The sequence below is a fragment of the Kocuria sp. WN036 genome, from assembly GCF_002287015.1.
Lineage (GTDB): Bacteria > Actinomycetota > Actinomycetes > Actinomycetales > Micrococcaceae > Kocuria > Kocuria rosea.
On record NZ_NSKF01000002.1, the window covers coordinates 67,652 to 85,482 of the forward strand.

Annotated in this window: 17 protein-coding genes and 1 riboswitch; of the genes, 6 read left to right on the plus strand and 11 right to left on the minus strand. The window is 72.9% G+C overall.

Annotated features, from left to right (window positions below; genetic code table 11):
• Positions 1 to 6 precede the first annotated feature (6 nt).
• The 3 genes from CK505_RS01735 to CK505_RS01745 all read left to right on the plus strand — a co-directional run bounded on the left by CK505_RS01735 (position 7) and on the right by CK505_RS01745 (position 2,629).
• Positions 7 to 900 (plus strand): amidohydrolase family protein, encoded by an 894-nt coding sequence (locus CK505_RS01735; protein WP_095650001.1) that lies wholly within the window; start codon positions 7 to 9, stop codon positions 898 to 900.
• Entirely contained in the window at positions 897 to 2,087 is a 1,191-nt protein-coding gene (locus CK505_RS01740; protein ID WP_095650002.1) for an acyl-CoA dehydrogenase family protein, read from the plus strand. Before CK505_RS01735 ends, CK505_RS01740 begins: the two co-directional genes overlap by 4 nt.
• A gap of 65 nt (positions 2,088 to 2,152) precedes the next feature.
• Positions 2,153 to 2,629 carry a MaoC family dehydratase gene (locus CK505_RS01745; protein ID WP_095650003.1) on the plus strand — a complete coding sequence of 159 codons (477 nt, stop codon included), beginning with the start codon at positions 2,153 to 2,155 and terminating at the stop codon, positions 2,627 to 2,629.
• Positions 2,630 to 2,718: 89 nt separating this feature from the next.
• Here CK505_RS01745 and CK505_RS01750 read toward each other — a convergent pair whose 3' ends face one another.
• The 11 genes from CK505_RS01750 to CK505_RS01800 form a co-directional block, all read right to left on the minus strand.
• The gene (locus tag CK505_RS01750) at positions 2,719 to 3,900 is read right to left on the minus strand and encodes an NADP-dependent malic enzyme (RefSeq protein ID WP_095650004.1); all 1,182 of its coding nucleotides are present in this window, start codon (positions 3,898 to 3,900) and stop codon (positions 2,719 to 2,721) included.
• 206 nt (positions 3,901 to 4,106) lie between these two features.
• A complete protein-coding gene (locus tag CK505_RS01755; protein ID WP_017831745.1) occupies positions 4,107 to 4,727 on the minus strand; it encodes a superoxide dismutase in 621 nt (206 codons plus the stop codon).
• Between the two features lie 117 nt (positions 4,728 to 4,844).
• The gene (locus tag CK505_RS01760; RefSeq protein ID WP_095650005.1) at positions 4,845 to 5,375 is read right to left on the minus strand and encodes an SRPBCC family protein; all 531 of its coding nucleotides are present in this window, start codon (positions 5,373 to 5,375) and stop codon (positions 4,845 to 4,847) included.
• A 457-nt stretch (positions 5,376 to 5,832) separates the two neighbouring features.
• Positions 5,833 to 7,149 (minus strand): MFS transporter, encoded by a 1,317-nt coding sequence (locus CK505_RS01765; protein WP_095650006.1) that lies wholly within the window; start codon positions 7,147 to 7,149, stop codon positions 5,833 to 5,835.
• On the minus strand, positions 7,146 to 7,532 hold the full coding sequence (locus CK505_RS01770; protein ID WP_095650007.1) for a multidrug efflux SMR transporter: 387 nt from the start codon (positions 7,530 to 7,532) through the stop codon (positions 7,146 to 7,148). Before CK505_RS01770 ends, CK505_RS01765 begins: the two co-directional genes overlap by 4 nt.
• Positions 7,522 to 7,839: a multidrug efflux SMR transporter gene (locus tag CK505_RS01775; protein WP_095650008.1), complete on the minus strand. Its 318-nt coding sequence runs from the start codon at positions 7,837 to 7,839 to the stop codon at positions 7,522 to 7,524. Before CK505_RS01775 ends, CK505_RS01770 begins: the two co-directional genes overlap by 11 nt.
• Positions 7,840 to 7,842: 3 nt before the next feature.
• Positions 7,843 to 9,714, minus strand: coding sequence for an amylosucrase (locus CK505_RS01780; protein ID WP_255250870.1), 1,872 nt, complete (start codon positions 9,712 to 9,714; stop codon positions 7,843 to 7,845).
• Positions 9,715 to 10,184: 470 nt separating this feature from the next.
• Complete coding sequence (locus CK505_RS01785) at positions 10,185 to 11,120, minus strand: ABC transporter substrate-binding protein (protein WP_095650010.1); 936 nt, start codon at positions 11,118 to 11,120, stop codon at positions 10,185 to 10,187.
• A gap of 74 nt (positions 11,121 to 11,194) precedes the next feature.
• Positions 11,195 to 11,866, minus strand: coding sequence for an ABC transporter permease (locus CK505_RS01790; protein WP_095650011.1), 672 nt, complete (start codon positions 11,864 to 11,866; stop codon positions 11,195 to 11,197).
• Positions 11,863 to 12,537, minus strand: coding sequence for an ABC transporter permease (locus CK505_RS01795; protein ID WP_017831737.1), 675 nt, complete (start codon positions 12,535 to 12,537; stop codon positions 11,863 to 11,865). The genes CK505_RS01790 and CK505_RS01795 overlap by 4 nt, the downstream gene beginning before the upstream one ends.
• On the minus strand, positions 12,534 to 13,643 hold the full coding sequence (locus CK505_RS01800; RefSeq protein ID WP_095650012.1) for an ABC transporter ATP-binding protein: 1,110 nt from the start codon (positions 13,641 to 13,643) through the stop codon (positions 12,534 to 12,536). Before CK505_RS01800 ends, CK505_RS01795 begins: the two co-directional genes overlap by 4 nt.
• A gap of 119 nt (positions 13,644 to 13,762) precedes the next feature.
• Between CK505_RS01800 and CK505_RS01805 the strand changes: the two genes are divergently transcribed.
• The 3 genes from CK505_RS01805 to gcvP all read left to right on the plus strand — a co-directional run bounded on the left by CK505_RS01805 (position 13,763) and on the right by gcvP (position 17,809).
• Complete coding sequence (locus CK505_RS01805; RefSeq protein ID WP_017831735.1) at positions 13,763 to 14,290, plus strand: 2'-5' RNA ligase family protein; 528 nt, start codon at positions 13,763 to 13,765, stop codon at positions 14,288 to 14,290.
• Between the two features lie 49 nt (positions 14,291 to 14,339).
• Positions 14,340 to 14,576, plus strand: a complete 237-nt coding sequence (locus CK505_RS01810) for a hypothetical protein (RefSeq protein WP_017831734.1) — start codon at positions 14,340 to 14,342, stop codon at positions 14,574 to 14,576.
• A gap of 108 nt (positions 14,577 to 14,684) precedes the next feature.
• Positions 14,685 to 14,787, plus strand: a riboswitch (glycine riboswitch).
• 151 nt (positions 14,788 to 14,938) lie between these two features.
• Entirely contained in the window at positions 14,939 to 17,809 is a 2,871-nt protein-coding gene (gene gcvP, locus CK505_RS01815; RefSeq protein ID WP_095650014.1) for an aminomethyl-transferring glycine dehydrogenase, read from the plus strand.
• Positions 17,810 to 17,831: the final 22 nt, after the last annotated feature.

The window sequence follows — 17,831 nt, forward strand, 5'->3', positions numbered from 1 at the left end:
ACCACCATGCGCTACGAGTACGGTCTCGACCTCGCGTCGCTGAACGCGATCGACATGCACGTGCACATCGAGTGCTCCGACCACGGACACCCGTCCCTGCCCACGGCCCTGACCGAGGCCTCGGCCAAGTACTTCAAGGCCGAGGACCGGTCCCCGTCCCTGGACACCATCGCCGAGCGCTACCGCGAGTGGCGGATGGCCGCCGTCGTCTTCACCGTCGACGCGACCACCGCCCTGGGCCACGAGCCGAACTCCATCGAGGAGATCGCCGCCGGCGCGGCCCGCAACAACGACGTGCTGATCCCCTTCGGCTCCGTGGACCCGCTCCAGGGCTCCGCCGCGGTGGAGCGGGCGAAGATGCTCGTCGAGGAGCACGGCGTCAAGGGCTTCAAGTTCCACCCCTCCCTGCAGGGCTTCGACCCCTCGGACGAGCGGTTCTACCCGCTCTACGCGGCGATCCAGGACCTGCGCGTGCCCGCCCTGTTCCACACCGGACAGAACGGCATGGGCGCCGGGCTGCCCGGCGGGGGCGGGATCAAGCTGGGGTACTCCAACCCGCTGCTGCTGGACGCGGTGGCCGCGGACTTCCCCGAGCTCCAGGTCATCATGGCCCACCCCTCGGTGCCCTGGCAGGAGGAGGCCAACTCCATCGCCACCCACAAGGCCAACGTGTGGATCGACCTCTCCGGCTGGTCGCCCAAGTACTTCCCCGAGTCGCTGGTGAAGGCCTCCAACCGGATGCTCCAGGACAGGGTCCTGTTCGGCACCGACTACCCGCTGATCACCCCGCAGAAGTGGCTCGGGGCCTTCGAGCAGCAGTCCTTCACGGACGAGGTCCGCCCCAAGATCCTCAAGGACAACGCCGTGCGCCTGCTCGGCCTCGACGGGGCACGGGCATGAGCACGGACGCCGGGCGCCTCTACCCCGACTGCGACCCGTACGGGATCGCGGAGAGACTGACCGAGGCCGAGAAGGCCCCCCTGCGCCGGCTGCGCCGGGTGCTCGAGGACGAGGTGCGGCCGCTGCTGGCCGAGTACTGGGAGGCCGGGGAGTTCCCCTACCAGATCGCCCCCTCCCTGCACGCCCTCGACCTCATGACCCCGTCCGAGCTCACGGCCGACGGCGGGCAGCCCCGGTCCCTGTACCACGGGTTCCGGATCTTCGAGCTGGCCCGCACCGACGCCTCGGTCGCCACGTTCTACACCGCCCAGGCCGGGCTGTTCCGCACGGCCTGCCGCGTGGGCGGCACGCCGGAGCAGTTCGCCGCGTGGGACCCGAAGATCACGTCCTTCGAGATGACGGGGGTGTTCTGCCTGACCGAGCCCGAGCACGGCTCCGACATCGCCGGCGGGCTGGCCACCACGGCCCGGCGCGAGGGCGACGAGTGGGTGCTGACCGGCACCAAGCGCTGGATCGGCGGCGCCTTCACCGCCGACCTCCTCGCCGTCTTCGCCCGCGACGAGGCCGACGGGCAGGTCAAGGGCTTCCTCGTGGACCGGCAGGCCCCGGGCGTGCGGCTGGAGAAGATCCACGGCAAGGCGTCCCTGCGGATGATGCAGAACGCCGACATCCACCTCGACGGGGCACGGGTGCCGGAGGCACAACGGCTGGGGAACGTGAACTCGTTCAAGGACGTCGCCGCGATGCTGCGCGCCATGCGCTCCGACGTCGCCTGGATCGCCACCGGCATCCAAGCCGGCGCCTACGAGGCCGCGCTGCGCTACGTGCGGGAGCGCGAGCAGTTCGGCCGCCCGATCGGCGGCTTCCAGCTCGTCCAGGAGAAGCTGGCGCGGATGCTCGGCAACGTCACCGCGTCCTTGACCATGGTCGCCGGCCTCGCCGAGCGGCAGGAGGGCGGCGTCTACCGGAACGAGGACTCCGCCCTGGCGAAGATGTGGATCAGCCTGCACATGCGCGAGACCGTGGCACTGGCCCGCGAACTGGTCGGCGGCAACGGCATCACCCTGGCCCACGACGTCGCCCGCTTCCACGCCGACGCCGAGGCCGTCTACTCCTACGAGGGCACCCACGAGATCAACGCGCTCGTGGTCGGCCGGTCGATCACCGGCCGGAGCGCGTTCGTCTGAGCCGCCCGACCGACACCAACCGATCCACCACCGACACCACAGACGCCACCACGTAAGGACACGCCATGACCGAAGCACAGACCCAGCCCCAGACCGTCGTCGCCTTCGACGAGGTGAAGAACCTCGTCGGCAAGAGCCTCGGGCACTCCGCCTGGCGGGAGATCACCCAGGACCAGGTGAACACGTTCGCCGACGCCACCGACGACCACCAGTGGATCCACACCGATCCCGAGCGCGCCGCCGAAGGGCCCTTCGGCGCCCCGATCGCCCACGGCTTCCTGACCCTGTCCCTGCTCATCCCGATGTGGTCCGAGCTCTTCGACGTCACCGGCGTGAAGACCAAGGTCAACTACGGCCTCGACAAGGTCCGCTTCACCTCTCCCGTCAAGGTCGGCTCGCGGATCCGCATGACCGTGACCATCACCGACGTCCAGGAGGTCAAGGGCAACGGCCTGCACCTGGTGGCCGACGGCACGATCGAGATCGAGGGCGAGGAGCGGCCCGCCGTGGTCGCGACCTTCCTCAACCGCTTCTACGCCTGAACGCGCTGCCTCCTGACCCGCGACGGCCCGGGTGACCACGTTCTTCCGTGGTCGCCCGGGCCGCCGCGGGTCAGCGGGTGCGGAGCGGGTCAGACGGTCGCCTCGGCCCGCGCGCAGGCCGCCACGGCCTCCGCCACGGCCGGGGCGACCCGGGGATCCAGGGCGGAGGGCACGATGTGGTCCGCGGTCAGACCGTCGGCGGCGGCGATCGCCGCGATCGCCCGGGCGGCCTCGAGCTTCATGACCGGGGTGATCCGGGCCGCCCCGGCGTCCAGGGCGCCGCGGAAGATGCCCGGGAAGGCCAGCACGTTGTTGATCTGGTTCGGGAAGTCCGACCGGCCGGTGGCGACCACGGAGGCGTACTTCGCGGCGACCTCGGGCATGATCTCCGGGTCCGGGTTGGCCAGGGCGAACACGATCGCGTCCTCGGCGAGTTCGGTGAGGTACTCCTCGGGGACCGTCCCGCCCGACACACCCACGAACACGTCGGCGCCCTCGAGGGCGTCCTTGGGCCCGCCGATCAGCCCGCGCGGATTGGTGCGCGCCGCGTAGCCGGCCTTGATCGCGTTGAGGTCGTCGCGCTCCCTCGAGACGATGCCCCGGGAGTCCATCAGCACCACGTCATCGATGCCCTGGGCCAGCAGGATCTCGGTGATCGCGATGCCGGCCGCCCCGGCGCCGGCGATCACGACCTTCAAGCCCGCCAGGTCCTTGCCCACCAGGGTCGCGGCGTTGAGCAGGGCGGCCAGGACGACGACGGCGGTGCCGTGCTGGTCGTCGTGCATCACCGGGATGTCCAGCTCCTCGATCAGACGCTTCTCGATCTCGAAGCAGCGCGGGGCGGAGATGTCCTCGAGGTTCACCGCGCCGAAGGACGGGCGCAGCAGCTTGACGGTGGCCACGATCTCGTCGACGTCCTGGGTGTCGAGCACGATCGGGATCGAGTCCAGGTCCGCGAAGGTCTTGAACAGGGCGGCCTTGCCCTCCATCACCGGCAGGGACGCGGCCGGGCCGATGTCACCCAGGCCCAGCACGGCGGAGCCGTCGGAGATCACCGCCACGAGCCGGCCCGCCCAGGTGTGCGTGGCCGCCATGTCGGGATCCGCGGCCACCGCCCGGCTCACCTCGGCGACCCCGGGGGTGTAGGCGATGGACAGGTCCCGGCGGGTGGCCAGGGGGGACTTCGAGACCACGGAGAGCTTGCCGCCCTTGTGGGAGCGGAAGATCTCCTCGTGCGTGATGGGGCCGGGCTGCTGGTTCTCGTCGCTCATGCGGGGTCCTCGTGCTCTCGTCGTTGAGTGCGAACAGGGTCCCCGCCATTGTGCCCCACCGCCAGGCCCCCTCCCCCGCCCGTGTGACGCTCCGGGACCTCCGCGGTGCCCCTTGCCCGGGCGGCACAGAGCCCCCGGACCGCGTGGTCCGGGGGCTCTGCTCGCGGGGTCGGGCGCGCGCGGCGCCCGACGGTGCGGATCGGGGATCAGATGATGGACCGGCCCCCGGTGCGCGCCTTCTCGAAGCGCTCCTGGACGTCCGCCCAGTTCACGATGTTCCAGAAGGCCTTGACGTAGTCCGCCTTGACGTTCTGGTAGTCGAGGTAGAACGCGTGCTCCCACATGTCCAGCTGGAGCAGCGGGATCGTGGCGACGGGCACGCCGTTCTGCTGGTCGTACATCTGCTCGATGACCAGGTTGCCGCCGACGGGCTCGAGGGCGAGGATCGCCCAGCCGGAGCCCTGGATCGTGGTGGCCGCGGCGGTGAAGTGGTCGCGGAAGGCGTCGAAGGACCCGAAGTGGTCCTCGATCGCCGCGGCGAGCTCACCGGTCGGCTTGTCGCCGCCCTCGGGGGAGAGGTTCTGCCAGAACACCGAGTGGTTCACGTGGCCACCGAGGTTGAACTGCAGGTCCTTGGACAGCTTGGCCGCGGCGGCGCCGTCACCGTTCGCGCGGGCCTCCGCCATCTTCTCCAGGGCGGTGTTGGCACCGGCCACGTAGGTGGCGTGGTGCTTGTCGTGGTGCAGCTCCATGATCTTCGCGGAGATGTGGGGCTCGAGCGCCGCGTAGTCGTAGGGAAGATCGGGAAGGGTGTACTTCTCGGCCATAGGAGAGTCCTTTCGAGTGCTGTCGTGTGGTTCCACCCTCGTCCCGCGCGCGAGCAGGGGTCAAGGAGGTTCCGCCACCAGCGTACGGCGCGCCCCCGGGCGGGCTCCGCCGAGGACTCAGAAGAAGTCGGGCGGGCTCTCGAGCGGGCAGCGGGGCGGGTGGGGGGTCAGCTGGGACGGGACCGTGAACTCGTAGTCCCCCGTCTCGATCATCCGCCCGAGCGTCTCGAGGGCGTTCCGGGCGCTCCGGCGGGCGGCCGGTTCGAGCAGGCGCCACAGCCAGGCCTTGGACTCCGTGAACCGCCCTTCCACGACCTTCTCGATCCGGGTGCCCCCCTCCACCGGTTCCCAGGTGATGGTCACCAGCAGATCCACCACGCCCTTGGTGGTGCGCATCCCCAGGCGCCGGCCCGGGACGTGGTCGGAGACGATGTTCACGAACGAGAAGCGGAGGGGGCCCACGCGGACCGTGGACTCGATCGACGTGCCGAGCTGCAGCACCGCCGTGCTGACCTGGTAGTTCCGCTCCGGGATGGGGTTCCAGCGGCGCAGGCAGCCGGGGTCGAGCAGGAAGCGCTCCACCAGGGCCGGGTCGGCCGCGACCACGGCCGTGTCCACCAGCCGGAACGTCGTGGCGCCCTTCAGCATCGTGTCCTCCGCTCCCCGGTCGGATCCGCGCCCCGGGCAGGCACGCGCAGTGCACGGACGGGAGCAATTCGCATGTGCACACAACTACTCTAGTGATCGGCCGCCGCGGCGCCCGCCCGTCCGGGTGCACAGGGGGTGGAGAAAGTTGTCCACAGGTGTGGAGGAACGCGTGCACAGAGCGAGCACCGGCGCACCCGAGCCCCGGCCGGCGGCGCCGTTGCAGGTCAGCGCAGGGTCGACGGAATGCGGCGTCCCGTAATTCCACCGGTGGAAGTTATCCACGCTGTGGACAACACCTGTGGAGAAGCTGTTGAGAAGACCGTGCCAGGACGTCACGGAGCGTCGCACAGAGGCCGGCCGGTCCCCCTGAACGGGGGACAGCACCGGTCGGCGGGCGGGCGGGGACCCCGCCGAACGGGAGGCGGCAGCGGCCGCAAGCACTCCGGACGGCGGCGTCCTAGCGGTGTGCACGGGAGCGCACGAGGACGGCGAGCGCCGCGCAGGCCAGGTAGCAGGCGAGCACCACGCCCCAGCCCACCGCGAAGGACCCCGTGAGCTGGAGCAGTCCACCGAGGACGAGCGGACCGGCGCAGAACCCCGCGTACAGGCCCATGGTCACCACCCCGGTGGACGCCCCCACCCGGTCGGCGGGCACGGCGCGCATCGCCGCGGACATCACCACCACGCTCACCGCGAGTGCCGCGCCCCCGTGCAGGACGGCCGCCGGCCACACCGCCCACGCGAGGCCGGGGTGCAGCGGCGCCAGGACCAGCAGCACGGCGCTCGCGGCCGCCCCCAGGGCCATCCCGGCCAGCAGCACGAAGCCGTCCGCGCCCGGCCGGTCCATCACGCGCGCCCACAGCACCCGGGAGGCGATGCCCACGAGCGCGGAGACGGACACGGTGGCCCCGGCGGCGACGACGTCGAAACCCAGCTCCCGGTGGGCGTAGAGCGGCAGGTAGACGTTGGCGGCCTGCGCCCCCAGCCCGGTCAGTGCCGCGGCCGCGGCGTACGCCCGGACGGCACCGGGCATCGGCGGCCGCGCGGCGGCGCCCGCCGCCCGGGGCCGCCGGGTCGGCTCCGGCCGCCGGGTCCGGCGACCGGTCCACGACCGGAGGGCCGCCCAGGACCGGGACGCTGTCCGCGACCGTGATGCCGTCCCGGACGGGGACGTCGTCCGGGACGGGCGGGCCACCGGGGTGCCGGGGTGGTTGTCCGGGACCGTCCACCAGCCGTGCACGAGCAGGAGCAGCACCGCGCCCACGGCCACCAGGACCGCGGTGCGCCAGCCGAGCAGCAGGCCCAGCGCGGGGAAGGTCAGGCCCGCCACGAGCTGCGAGGCCTGCACGCCGGCCTGCTTGATCCCGAGCCAGCTCGCGCGCCGCCCAGCGGGCACGTGCAGGCGGATGAGCCGGTTGGTCGCGGGGTTGGCCATGACCTGCCCGAGCCCCGAGAGCACCATGGCCGCGAGCAGGACCGCGTAGCCCGGCGCGGCGGCGCTCAGGAGCATCGCGAGCGCGGCCCCGCCGAACATCACGACCAGCAGGGTGCGGGCGGCCAGCCGGTCCGCCCAGCGGCCCGTGCGCACCGCGGTGACGGCCGCGACGAAGAAGGTGGTGGTGGCGAGCAGCCCGAACTGCGCCTCCGTGAGCTCCAGGTCCGCGATCACCAGGGGGCTCATCGCCGAGAGGCTGTGGGTCAGCAGCGGGCCCACGGCCATCGTGGCGGTGAGCACCAGCATGAGGTGCGCGCCCGGCCTGCGGTCCCGGGTCACCGGCCCTTCCCCGGGGTCGGCCGGTCGGCGGCGTGCAGGCCCACGACGCACGCCACGATCCCCGCCAGGAAGAGGGCCTTCGCCCACGAGATCTGCTCCTGCCCCGTGCCGGCCGCCCACGCGACCGTGAGCACGGCGCCGATACCCGTCCACACGGCGTAGGCGGTGCCCATCGGCACCACCCGGGCGGCGCGTGCCAGGGTGAGCATGCTCAGCACCAGGGTCACGGCGAAGAGCAGACCGGGGCCCGGCCGCGAGAAGCCCTCGGACGCGCCCAGGGCGGTGGCCCAGACCGCCTCCAGGATCCCGCTGAGCACCAGCAGCGCCCAGGCACGGGCGCGCCGGTCCCGCACGGCCCGCGCCGCGCCGGCCTCAGCCGACAACCTTGAGCCCGATCACGCAGCCGACGAGTCCGAGCACCAGCAGGATCCTGAGGGGCGTGGCGGACTCGCGGCCCGTCAGCATGGACCAGGCCACGGTCAGGGCCGCGCCGATGCCCACCCAGACGGCGTACGCCGTGCCCGTGGGGAGGGTGGCCATGGCGTAGGACAGTCCGGCCAGGCTCACGGCGGCCGTCACCGCGAACACCACGGCCGGCACGGGACGGCGGAGCCCGTCCGAGGCCGCGAGCGCGGACGCCCACACCGCCTCGAGGACGCCCGAGAGCACCAGCACCGTCCACGCACCCACGGGTCAGCGCTTCGGGAGCACGCGGATCCAGAGGAACCCGTGGGCGTCGAGCAGCAGACCGTGGCGCAGGTCGAGCTCGGTGTTGCCGTGCAGCTCGACGGCCTGGGGCAGGAACCCCGAGAGGGTCTCCCCCGTGACGAACTGGGACCAGTCGGAGAAGTTCGCCAGGCACAGCACCACCGTGTTGCCGCCCGGGCGCTGGTAGCCCAGCACGTGGGGGTTGCGCGCGTCGAACGGGAGGAGCGTGTTGCCGTCGAACTCCGGGGAGTTCCGGCGCAGCTCGACCATCCTCCGGATGCCCCCGAAGATCCGGCCCTGCACGGAGAACAGCTCGTGGCGGCGCTCGTAGTCCTGGACGGGCCGCGGCGGCCGGTGCACCCACCGGGCGTCGCCGGCGTGGGCCGGGTCCTCGTTCCAGGCGGGGTCGTTGACCTGGCCGACCTCGTCGCCCAGGTACAGCAGGGGGATGCCGCCGGTGCTCATCGCCACGGAGTGCGCGAGCAGGACCCGGTCCACCGCGGACGCCGGGTCCTCGGCGAGGCCCAGCAGGGACGCCGTGGTCCCGCACACGCGGCAGTCCCCCGTGCGGGGGTTCTCCTGGAACGGGACGCCGTCCGCGAAGCTGCCGGGGTGGCGCCCGGTGTAGAAGGCGTTGAGGAAGCGGCGGTGGTCGTGGCCCTGCACGCCCAGCCGGGCGGCGTCCTCGTCCGAGAACGTCCAGCCGATGTCGTCGTGGCCGCGCACGTAGTCCACCCACGCCGTGCCGGGCGGGAGGGCGTGGCGCTCCTCGAGGGCCTGCGCGAGCAGCTTCGGCTCCCGGGTGGCCATCGCCTCCCAGGTCAGGGCCATCTGGAGCGGGTTGTAGGACAGCTGGCACTGTCCGGGCTCGATGTACCGGGCGACCTCGTCCGGGTGGACGATCGCCTCGGACTTGAACAGCACGGCCGGCGCGGCGATCCGGCACAGCGCGTTGTACGCGCGCAGCAGCACGTGGGCCTGGGGCAGCGACTCGCAGGCGGTGCCCAGCTGCTTCCAGATGAACGCGACGGCGTCCATGCGCAGCACCTCGACGCCCTGGGCGGCCAGGAACAGCAGCTCCGCGGCCATCGCCCGGAAGACGGCGGGATTGGTGTAGTTGAGGTCCCACTGGAAGGAGTAGAAGGTGCTCCACACCCACCGGGGATCCTCCTCGCCGGCGCCGATCCGCGTGAAGGAGCCGGGGTGGTCGTCCGGGAAGATCTCCCGCGTGGTGCGCTCGAACTGCTCCGGGACCGTGCGGTCCGGGAAGATCCAGTAGTAGTCCTCGTACTCCCGCTCCCCCGCGGCGGCCCGGCGCGCCCACTCGTGCTCGTTGGAGGTGTGGTTGAAGACGAAGTCGAGGACCAGGCTGATCCCGTTCCGGCGCAGCTCGCGGCTCAGCTCGGCGAGCTCCTCCATGGTCCCCAGCCTCGGCTCCACGCGGCGGTACGAGGACACCGCGTAGCCGCCGTCCGAGTTGCCCTCCGGCGCCTCGAACAGGGGCATGAGGTGGAGGTAGGTCAGGCCCAGTTCCCGGAAGTAGGGGATCTGCTCCCGGATGCCCCGCAGGTTCCCCGCGTACCGGTCCACGTAGCAGACCCCGCCGAGCATCTGCCGCGCGCCGAACCACGCGGGGTCCTGCTCGCGCCGGGCGTCCAGGTCCTTGAGGTCGTCGGGGCGCTCGGCCCAGGAGCGCGCCAGCTGCAGCCCGAGCTCGCTGAGCTGTTCGAGGAAGTCCTCGCGGTGGCCGTAGATCTCGGCGAAGAGCAGCGTCAGCCGGGGGAAGTGCTCGTCGAACCTGCGGTCGAAGTCCGTCCACCCCGTGCCCGGCAGGTCCGCCGGGCGGCCCTCCTGCACCCGCTGGCGGACGCACGCGGTGATCACGCGCGCCTGGTTCTCCGGCGACAGGCCCGGGATACCGGGCGTACTGGTGTTCGGCACACTGCTCCTTCGGTCGTCCGCCCCGGGGCGGGCAGTCTCCGAACTCGAGATCCTCCTTGACGACGAGCCCTCGGATGGTCGAGGACCAGCTGCCACCGGCGGGCGGGAGCGGTCCGCCCCTCAGCATACTGATGCGCTCCCAGCTTTTCAGCGGATGACCCGGGGCTTCCTCCACATGCCTGTGCACAGAGTTGTCCACAGGTGTGGACGAGTCCTGGGGACACCGTGGGGCAAGGCCCGCCGGCTCCCTCCAGGAGCGCCCCGGCGGGCGCGGAGGACCCCCGGAGACGACGCCGTGCGTGTGGAGAACCCTGTGCAGGGCGGACGCCGCGCCCCGGGATCGCGGACCCCGGGACGCGGCGCCCGTGCCGGTGCCGTGCGCGGGCTCAGTACCCGTTGGCGGACAGCCACTCCTGCGCGGCGTCGGCCGGGCTGACCTGGTCCTCGCCGCTGACCTGGCGGTTCAGGTCGATGAGGGCCTCCGTGGTGAGCTTGCCGGAGAGCTCGTTCAGCGCGTCCACCGCCTCCTGGGGCAGCCGGTCCGCCGCGGCCAGCGGCAGGACCTGCTGGGCGATGAAGTTGTTCTCCGGGTCCTCCAGCACCACGAGGTCGTTGTCGGCGATCGCCGGGGTGGTCGTGAAGATGTCGGCGACGTCCACGTCCCCGTCGAGGAGGGCCTGGACGGTGAGCGGGCCGCCGCCGTCGTTGATCGGCTCGAAGGACTCCGGCACGCAGCCGTACTTCTGCTCCAGGCCGTCGAGGCCGTAGGCGCGCTCGGCGAACTCGGGCGGACCCGCGATCACGAGCTCCCCGCACACCTCCGCCAGGTCCGCGATGCTCGTGAGCCCGTACTGCTCCGCGGTCCCGGAGGTGACCACCATGGCGTCCTTGTTCTCCGCCTCGGAGGCCTCGAGCACGGTCAGGCCCTCGGGCAGCGCCTCCGGCAGGGCCGCCATGATCTCGTCGGCCGAGCTCGCCGTGGCCTCGGGGTCCGCGAAGAGCAGCAGGTTGCCGGAGTAGTCCGGGACCACGTCCACGGACCCGTCCTGCACGGCCCCCACGTAGGCCTCGCGGGCACCGATGCCCAGGGACGTCTCCGTCTCGACCCCGGCGGACTCGAGCGCCCCGGCGTAGAGCTCGGCCACGATCTGGCTCTCCGGGAAGTCGGCGGAGCCCACGGTCACGGTCTCCGAGGACGTGGTCGCGGACCCGTCCTCCTCGGCGAGGGGGTCGCCGCCGCCGCAGGCGGTCAGGCCCAGCAGCAGGGCGGCGCCCAGGGCGGGCGCGGCGGCGCGGCGGCGGAGCGCGGGAGCGGTGGTCATGGTGGTTCTCCTGTCGGTCGGTGGCACGGAGGACGGTGGGGCTCGGGAGGACGGGGGTCAGGGGCAGCGGTGGGTCAGGGAGCGGCGAGGCGCAGCCCCGGCGAGGTGGACAGCCGCTGGGCCAGGGCCAGGACGGCGTCCACGACGAGCGCGAGGACCGCCACGAGCACCACGGAGCCGAGCATCCGGTCGTAGTCGCGCACGGCGAGGCCGTCGATGAGGTAGCGGCCGAGGCCGCCGAGGTTGATGTAGGCGACCACGGTCACGGTCGCCACGACCTGCAGGGCGGCGTTGCGGACCCCGCCCAGGATCACGGGCAGGGCGTTGGGCACCTCCACGCGGGTCAGCACCTGGCTCCCGGTCATCCCCATCGCCGCCCCGGCGTCCTTGAGGGCCGGGGACACGTTCGCGACCCCCGCGTAGGCCCCCGACAGGATCGGGGGGATCGCGAGCAGGACGAGCGCGATGATCGGCGGCACCAGTCCGAGCCCGAGCAGCAGGGTGAAGAGGGTGAGCAGGCCCAGCGTGGGCAGGGCGCGCAGCGCCCCGGCCAGGCCGACGACGACGCCGGAGCCGCGCCCCGTGTGCCCCACCCACAGGCCCAGGGGGACCGCCACGGCCAGGGCCACGGCCATCGTCACGCCGCTGTACGTCAGGTGCTCCAGCAGCCGGGCGGGGATGCCGCCGGGCCCGGACCAGTTCTCGGGATCGGTCAGCCACTCCAGGGCGCCGCCGGCGAGGCTCACGCGACCGCTCCTCTGCGCACGCGCGGGACCGGGGCCGTGCCCGCCCGCTGCCAGCGCGTCAGGGCGCGGCCGGCCCCCCGCAGCACGAGGTCCATGAGCACCGCCAGGACCACGGTCAGGACGATGCCCACCGCGATCTCCTCGAGGATGGACCGGCGCAGCCCGTCGGTGAACAGGGTGCCGAGGGACTGCACGCCGATCACCGCTCCCACGCTGACCATGGAGATGTTGCTGACGGAGGCGACCCGCAGCCCGGCGACCAGCACGGGCACCGCGAGCGGCAGCTCGACCGCGAAGAAGCGCCGCAGCGGGCGGTAGCCCATCGCGGTGGAGGCCTGCAGGATGTCGCGGTCCACGGACTCGAAGGCGTCCACGGAGGAGCGCACCAGGATGGCCACGACGTAGACGGTCAGCGCCACGACCACGTTCACCACCGAGGTGATCTGCGTGCCGAGGAGCAGGGGCAGCACCACGAACAGGGTCAGGGAGGGGATGGTGTAGAGCAGGGAGGAGCCCGTGACGAGCACCGGGCGCAGCGTGCGGTTGCGGGCGGCGAGCCGCGCCACCGGGACGGCGACGAGGGCGCCGAGCAGCAGGGGCAGCACCGACTGGACGAGGTGCGTGCCCGTGAGCTCCAGGACGTAGGGCCAGTTCCGGCTCGTCCAGTTCATCGGGGCGTCCGCCCGCCGAGCCGCGCGTCCTCGATGGCCGCGATGATCTCCCCCGGCTGCATGATCCCGACCGCCCGGCCGTCGTCGTCGACGACCACGGCGAGGCCCGACGGCGAGGACAGGGCCGCGTCCAGGGCGCTGCGCAGGGAGCTGCCGGGCCGGTGCAGGGTGCCGCCGACCACGGGGTCGTCCTCCGCGCCGGGCCGCACCCAGCCGCGGGGGGCGCCGTCGTCGTCGACCCGCAGCGTCCACCCGTCGGGGACGGGCCCGTCCCCGGTGCCGGCCACGCCCTGGGTGCCGTCCGGGCGCACGGTGGCCACCGGGTGCACGGGGATGTCGTGGGCCGAGTCGAAGGTCAGGGAGCGGAAGCCGCGGTCCCGGCCCACGAAGTCCGCCACGAAGTCGTCGGCGGGCGCGCGCAGCAGCTCCTCCGGGGTGGCGTACTGCGCCAGCCGCCCGCCGGTGGCGAAGACGGCCACCCGGTTGCCGAGCAGGATCGCCTCGTCGATGTCGTGGGTGACGAACACGATGGTGCGGTGCAGCCGGCGCTGGAGGTCCAGCAGCTCGCGCTGCAGGTCCTGGCGCACCACGGGGTCCACGGCGGAGAACGGCTCGTCCATGAGCAGGACCGGCGGGTCGGCGGCGAGCGCCCGGGCCACGCCCACGCGCTGCTGCTGACCGCCCGAGAGCTGGGAGGGGTAGCGGGAGCCCAGGGCCTCGGCGAGCCCCACGGTGCTCAGCAGCTCGCGGGCCCGCTCCCGCGCCTGCTTCCTCGGCACGCCGTTGAGCCGCGGGACGGTCGCGATGTTGTCCACCACGGTCCGGTGCGGCAGGAGGCCCGACTGCTGCATGACGTAGCCCATGGAGCGGCGCAGCTCGTGGGCGGGCACGGACGTGACGTCACGACCCTCGACCGTGACGGAGCCGGAGGTGGGCTCCACCATGCGGTTGATCATCCGCAGGGAGGTGGTCTTGCCGCAGCCGGAGGGTCCCACGAACACGGTGAGGGACCCGCGGGGGATCTCGAGGTCGAGGGCCGCGACGGCCGTGGTCCCGTCCGGGTACGTCTTGCCGGCGCCCTCGAAACGGATCGCGATGTCGGTCATGGAGATCCTCCCGTTGCCGTCCGGCCAGTATAGGCAAGCACGGCGGACGCCCCGCTAGACTCGCGTCCACCGGAGCCGGATCCCGCGGGACCGCCGGCCGACGCGCGAGGAGGTGGACGGTGCACAGCCTGGAGCTGCTGCTCGGCGAGGACGCCGAGGCGGCCGTGCGCGCGGACTGGGACCGGCTGGCCGAGGCGGGACTGCCCAGCTCCGGCCGGCACCGCTCCGAGTCCAACCGTCCCCACATCACCCTGGTGGCCGCCCCGTCCCTGGCCCCGGAGACCGTGCCGGGGGTCGACGAGCGGGTCGCCGCGGCCGCCGGGTTCGTGGACCTGCCGCTGACCAGCGCGGGCGTGCTGCTGTTCGGCCCGGGCCGCGGCGGCTACGTGGTGGTCCGCCAGGTCGTGACCACCCCCGAGCTGCTCGAGCTGCACCGGCGGGTCTGCGACGCCGTGGGCTCGGTCCCCGGGCAGGCGCGCACCTCCTTCCCCGGGGCCTGGACGCCGCACATCACCCTGGCGCGCCGGATGCGCCCGGAGCAGGTGGCCGCCGCGCTCGACGTCCTGGCCCCGCACCCCGAGCCGCTGCGCGCCGTGGCGCTGCGCCGCTGGGACGCGGACGCCCGCACCGTGGTGCAGCTGGCCTGAGGTCCGGCCCCGTGCCGGCGACGGGTGCGGAGCCGCGTAGGCTCGGATCATGACGAGCGCACAGGACATCGCCACCTGGATGATCGACCGCATCCGGACCGAGGGACGACTGTCCCAGGACCAGGCCGTCCAGGACATCCCCGGGACCTTCGGCCCCGAGTGGGTCCGGACCCTGGAGAACGGGCACACCGGGATCAGCAAGGAGGTCCTCGCGGAGTTCCGCAAGGCCCACGGCGGCACGGTGCAGTGGGACCGCGACCGCCGCTTCTGGTCCCTCAAGAGCTGAGCCGCCGGGCCGATCCGCCGGGCGGCTCCCCCGGCACGGCCGGGGTTCCCCGCGTGACGGTGGACACCTCTTTCCGGCTCCGGCTATCCTAGGAGCAGAAGACGCCCATGAGCTGTGGTGGGAGAGTCCCGCCGGTGCACTCGGACCGGCGGGCGCCGTAGGAGCAATTCCTCCCCAGGAAACTCTCAGGCCCCCGTACCACCACGGATCGGCAACTCTGGAAAGCAGCCCGGCGCGCGTCGCCGGACTCACCGACGGTGCAAGCGGCTCCACGGCCGCGGAATCTCTCAGGTCCCAGACAGAGCGGGGAGGAACTCGAACCGATCCACGCCGCCCTGGCGTGCAGCACCCGGGAGTTCCTCATGACGATCCAGCTCGCCACCACGTCCCCGACCACCGTCTTCGCCGACCGGCACATCGGTGCCGGCTCCGACGCCGTCCGGACCATGCTCGCCCGCGTGGGCCGCACCAGCCTCGACGACCTGGCGGACGCCGCCGTGCCCGCCGACATCCGGCAGAACACCCCTCTGGACCTGCCCGCGGCGCTCAGCGAGCAGGAGGTGCTCGAGCAGCTGCGCGCCTTCGCGGACCGCAACACCACGGCCGTGCAGATGATCGGGCAGGGCTACTACGACACCCACACGCCCCCGGTGATCCTGCGCAACGTGCTGGAGTCCCCGGGCTGGTACACCGCCTACACCCCCTACCAGCCCGAGATCTCCCAGGGCCGCCTCGAGGCGCTGCTGAACTTCCAGACCATGGTCTCCGACCTCACGGGGCTGCCGGTGGCCAACGCCTCGCTGCTGGACGAGGCCACGGCGGTGGTCGAGGCCGTGCTCCTCATGCGCCGGGCCAACAAGGCCCGCGGCAACGGCGCGATCGTGGTCGACGCCGACATCCTGCCGCAGACCCTGGCCGTGGTGCTGGCCCGCGCCGAGGCGCTGGGCTTCGCCGTGCAGGTCGCCGATCTGACGGCGGGCCTGCCCGAGGGCGAGATCACCGGCGTGGTCCTGCAGCAGCCCGGGGTCTCCGGGCGGGTCGTCGACCACGCCGCGGTGATCGCCGAGGCCAAGGAGCGCGGGGCGATGGTCACGGTCGCGGCCGACCTGCTGGCCCTGACCCTGATCACCCCGCCCGGCGAGCAGGGCGCGGACATCGCGGTGGGCTCCTCCCAGCGCTTCGGGGTCCCCCTGTTCTTCGGCGGCCCGCACGCCGCCTACATGGCGGTGCGCTCCGGCCTGGAGCGGAACCTGCCCGGCCGCCTGGTGGGCGTCTCCAAGGACGCCACGGGACGGGCCGCCTACCGCCTGGCGCTGCAGACGCGCGAGCAGCACATCCGCCGGGAGAAGGCCACCTCCAACATCTGCACCGCTCAGGCGCTGCTGGCCGTCGTGGCCGGCATGTACGCCGTCTACCACGGCCCGGAGGGGCTGAAGGCCATCGCCCGGCGCGTGCACGGCCTCGCCCGCACCCTGGCCACCGTGCTGCAGGGCGCCGGCCACGAGCTCGTCGCGGAGCAGTTCTTCGACACCCTCACCGTGCGGGTCCCCGGCCGGGCGGAGCAGGTGGTCCGCGCGGCCGAGGGCCGCGGCGTGAACCTGCGGCTCGTCGACGCCGACCACGTGGGGATCTCCTGCGACGAGGCGACCACGGAGCAGCACCTCGTGCTCGTCGCCGAGGCCTTCGGCGTGGCGGACGCCGCCGCGGCGGTCGCCGCCGGGCCGCGCGGCCCGGAGCTGGACGCCGGGCTGCGGCGCACCACGGAGTTCCTCACCCACCCGGTGTTCTCCACCCACCGCTCCGAGACGCAGATGCTGCGCTACCTGCGGCGCCTGGAGAACCGGGACCTGGCCCTGGACCGGACGATGATCCCGCTGGGCTCCTGCACCATGAAGCTCAACGCCACCGCCGAGATGGCGGCCATGAGCTGGCCCGAGTTCGCCTCGATCCACCCGCTGGCCCCGGCCCACCAGACCACCGGCTGGCGCGAGCTGATCGCCGACCTGGAGGGCCGCCTGGAGGAGATCACCGGCTACGCGGCCGTGTCCCTCCAGCCCAACGCCGGTTCCCAGGGCGAGCTGGCGGGCCTGCTGGCCATCCGCGGCTACCACCGGTCCCGCGGCGAGGAGCAGCGCACCGTGTGCCTCATCCCCGCCTCGGCCCACGGCACCAACGCCGCCTCCGCGGTCCTGGCCGGCATGAAGGTCGTCGTGGTGAAGACGGCCACCGACGGCACGATCGACCACGCCGACCTCGAGGCGAAGATCGAGGCCCACCGCGACCAGCTGGCCGCCATCATGATCACGTACCCCTCCACCCACGGGGTCTACGACGCCGACGTGCGCCAGGTCTGCGACGCCGTCCACGCCGCCGGCGGGCAGGTGTACCTCGACGGGGCCAACCTCAACGCCCTGGTCGGGCTGGCCCAGCCGGGGAAGTTCGGCGGGGACGTCTCCCACCTGAACCTGCACAAGACCTTCTGCATCCCGCACGGCGGCGGCGGGCCCGGCGTGGGCCCCGTGGCGGTGGCCGCGCACCTGGCCCCCTTCCTGCCCGGCGACGCCACCCGCGCCGAGGCGGACGGGGAGTCCGGCGCGCCGATCTCCGCCACGATGTTCGGCTCGGCCGGCGTGCTGCCGATCTCCTGGGCCTACATCGCGATGATGGGCGGCGACGGCCTCACCCGGGCCACGCAGACCGCGCTCCTGACGGCGAACTACGTCGCCGCCGCGCTCGACGAGCACTACCCGGTGCTCTACACCGGCAACAACGGGTTGGTCGCCCACGAGTGCATCCTGGACCTGCGATCGCTCACGGCCCGCACCAAGGTGACCGCCGAGGACGTGGCCAAGCGGCTGATCGACTTCGGGTTCCACGCCCCGACCCTCTCCTTCCCGGTGGCCGGGACACTGATGGTCGAGCCGACCGAGTCCGAGGACCTCGCCGAGATCGACCGGTTCATCACCGCGATGACCACCATCCGCGAGGAGATCGAGCAGGTCGCCCGCGGTGAGCTCAGCGCCGAGGACAGCCCCCTGCGCCACGCCCCGCACACCGCCGAGGTCGTGGCCGCGAGCGACTGGGACCGCCGCTATCCCCGCGAGCAGGGCGCCTTCCCCGTCCCGGAGCTGCGCCAGGACAAGTACTTCCCGCCGGTGGGCCGCATCGACGGCGCCGCCGGGGACCGCAACCTGATCTGCTCCTGCCCGGCCCCCGAGGCCTTCGAGAACTGATCCGGCACCGCACCGCCACGAA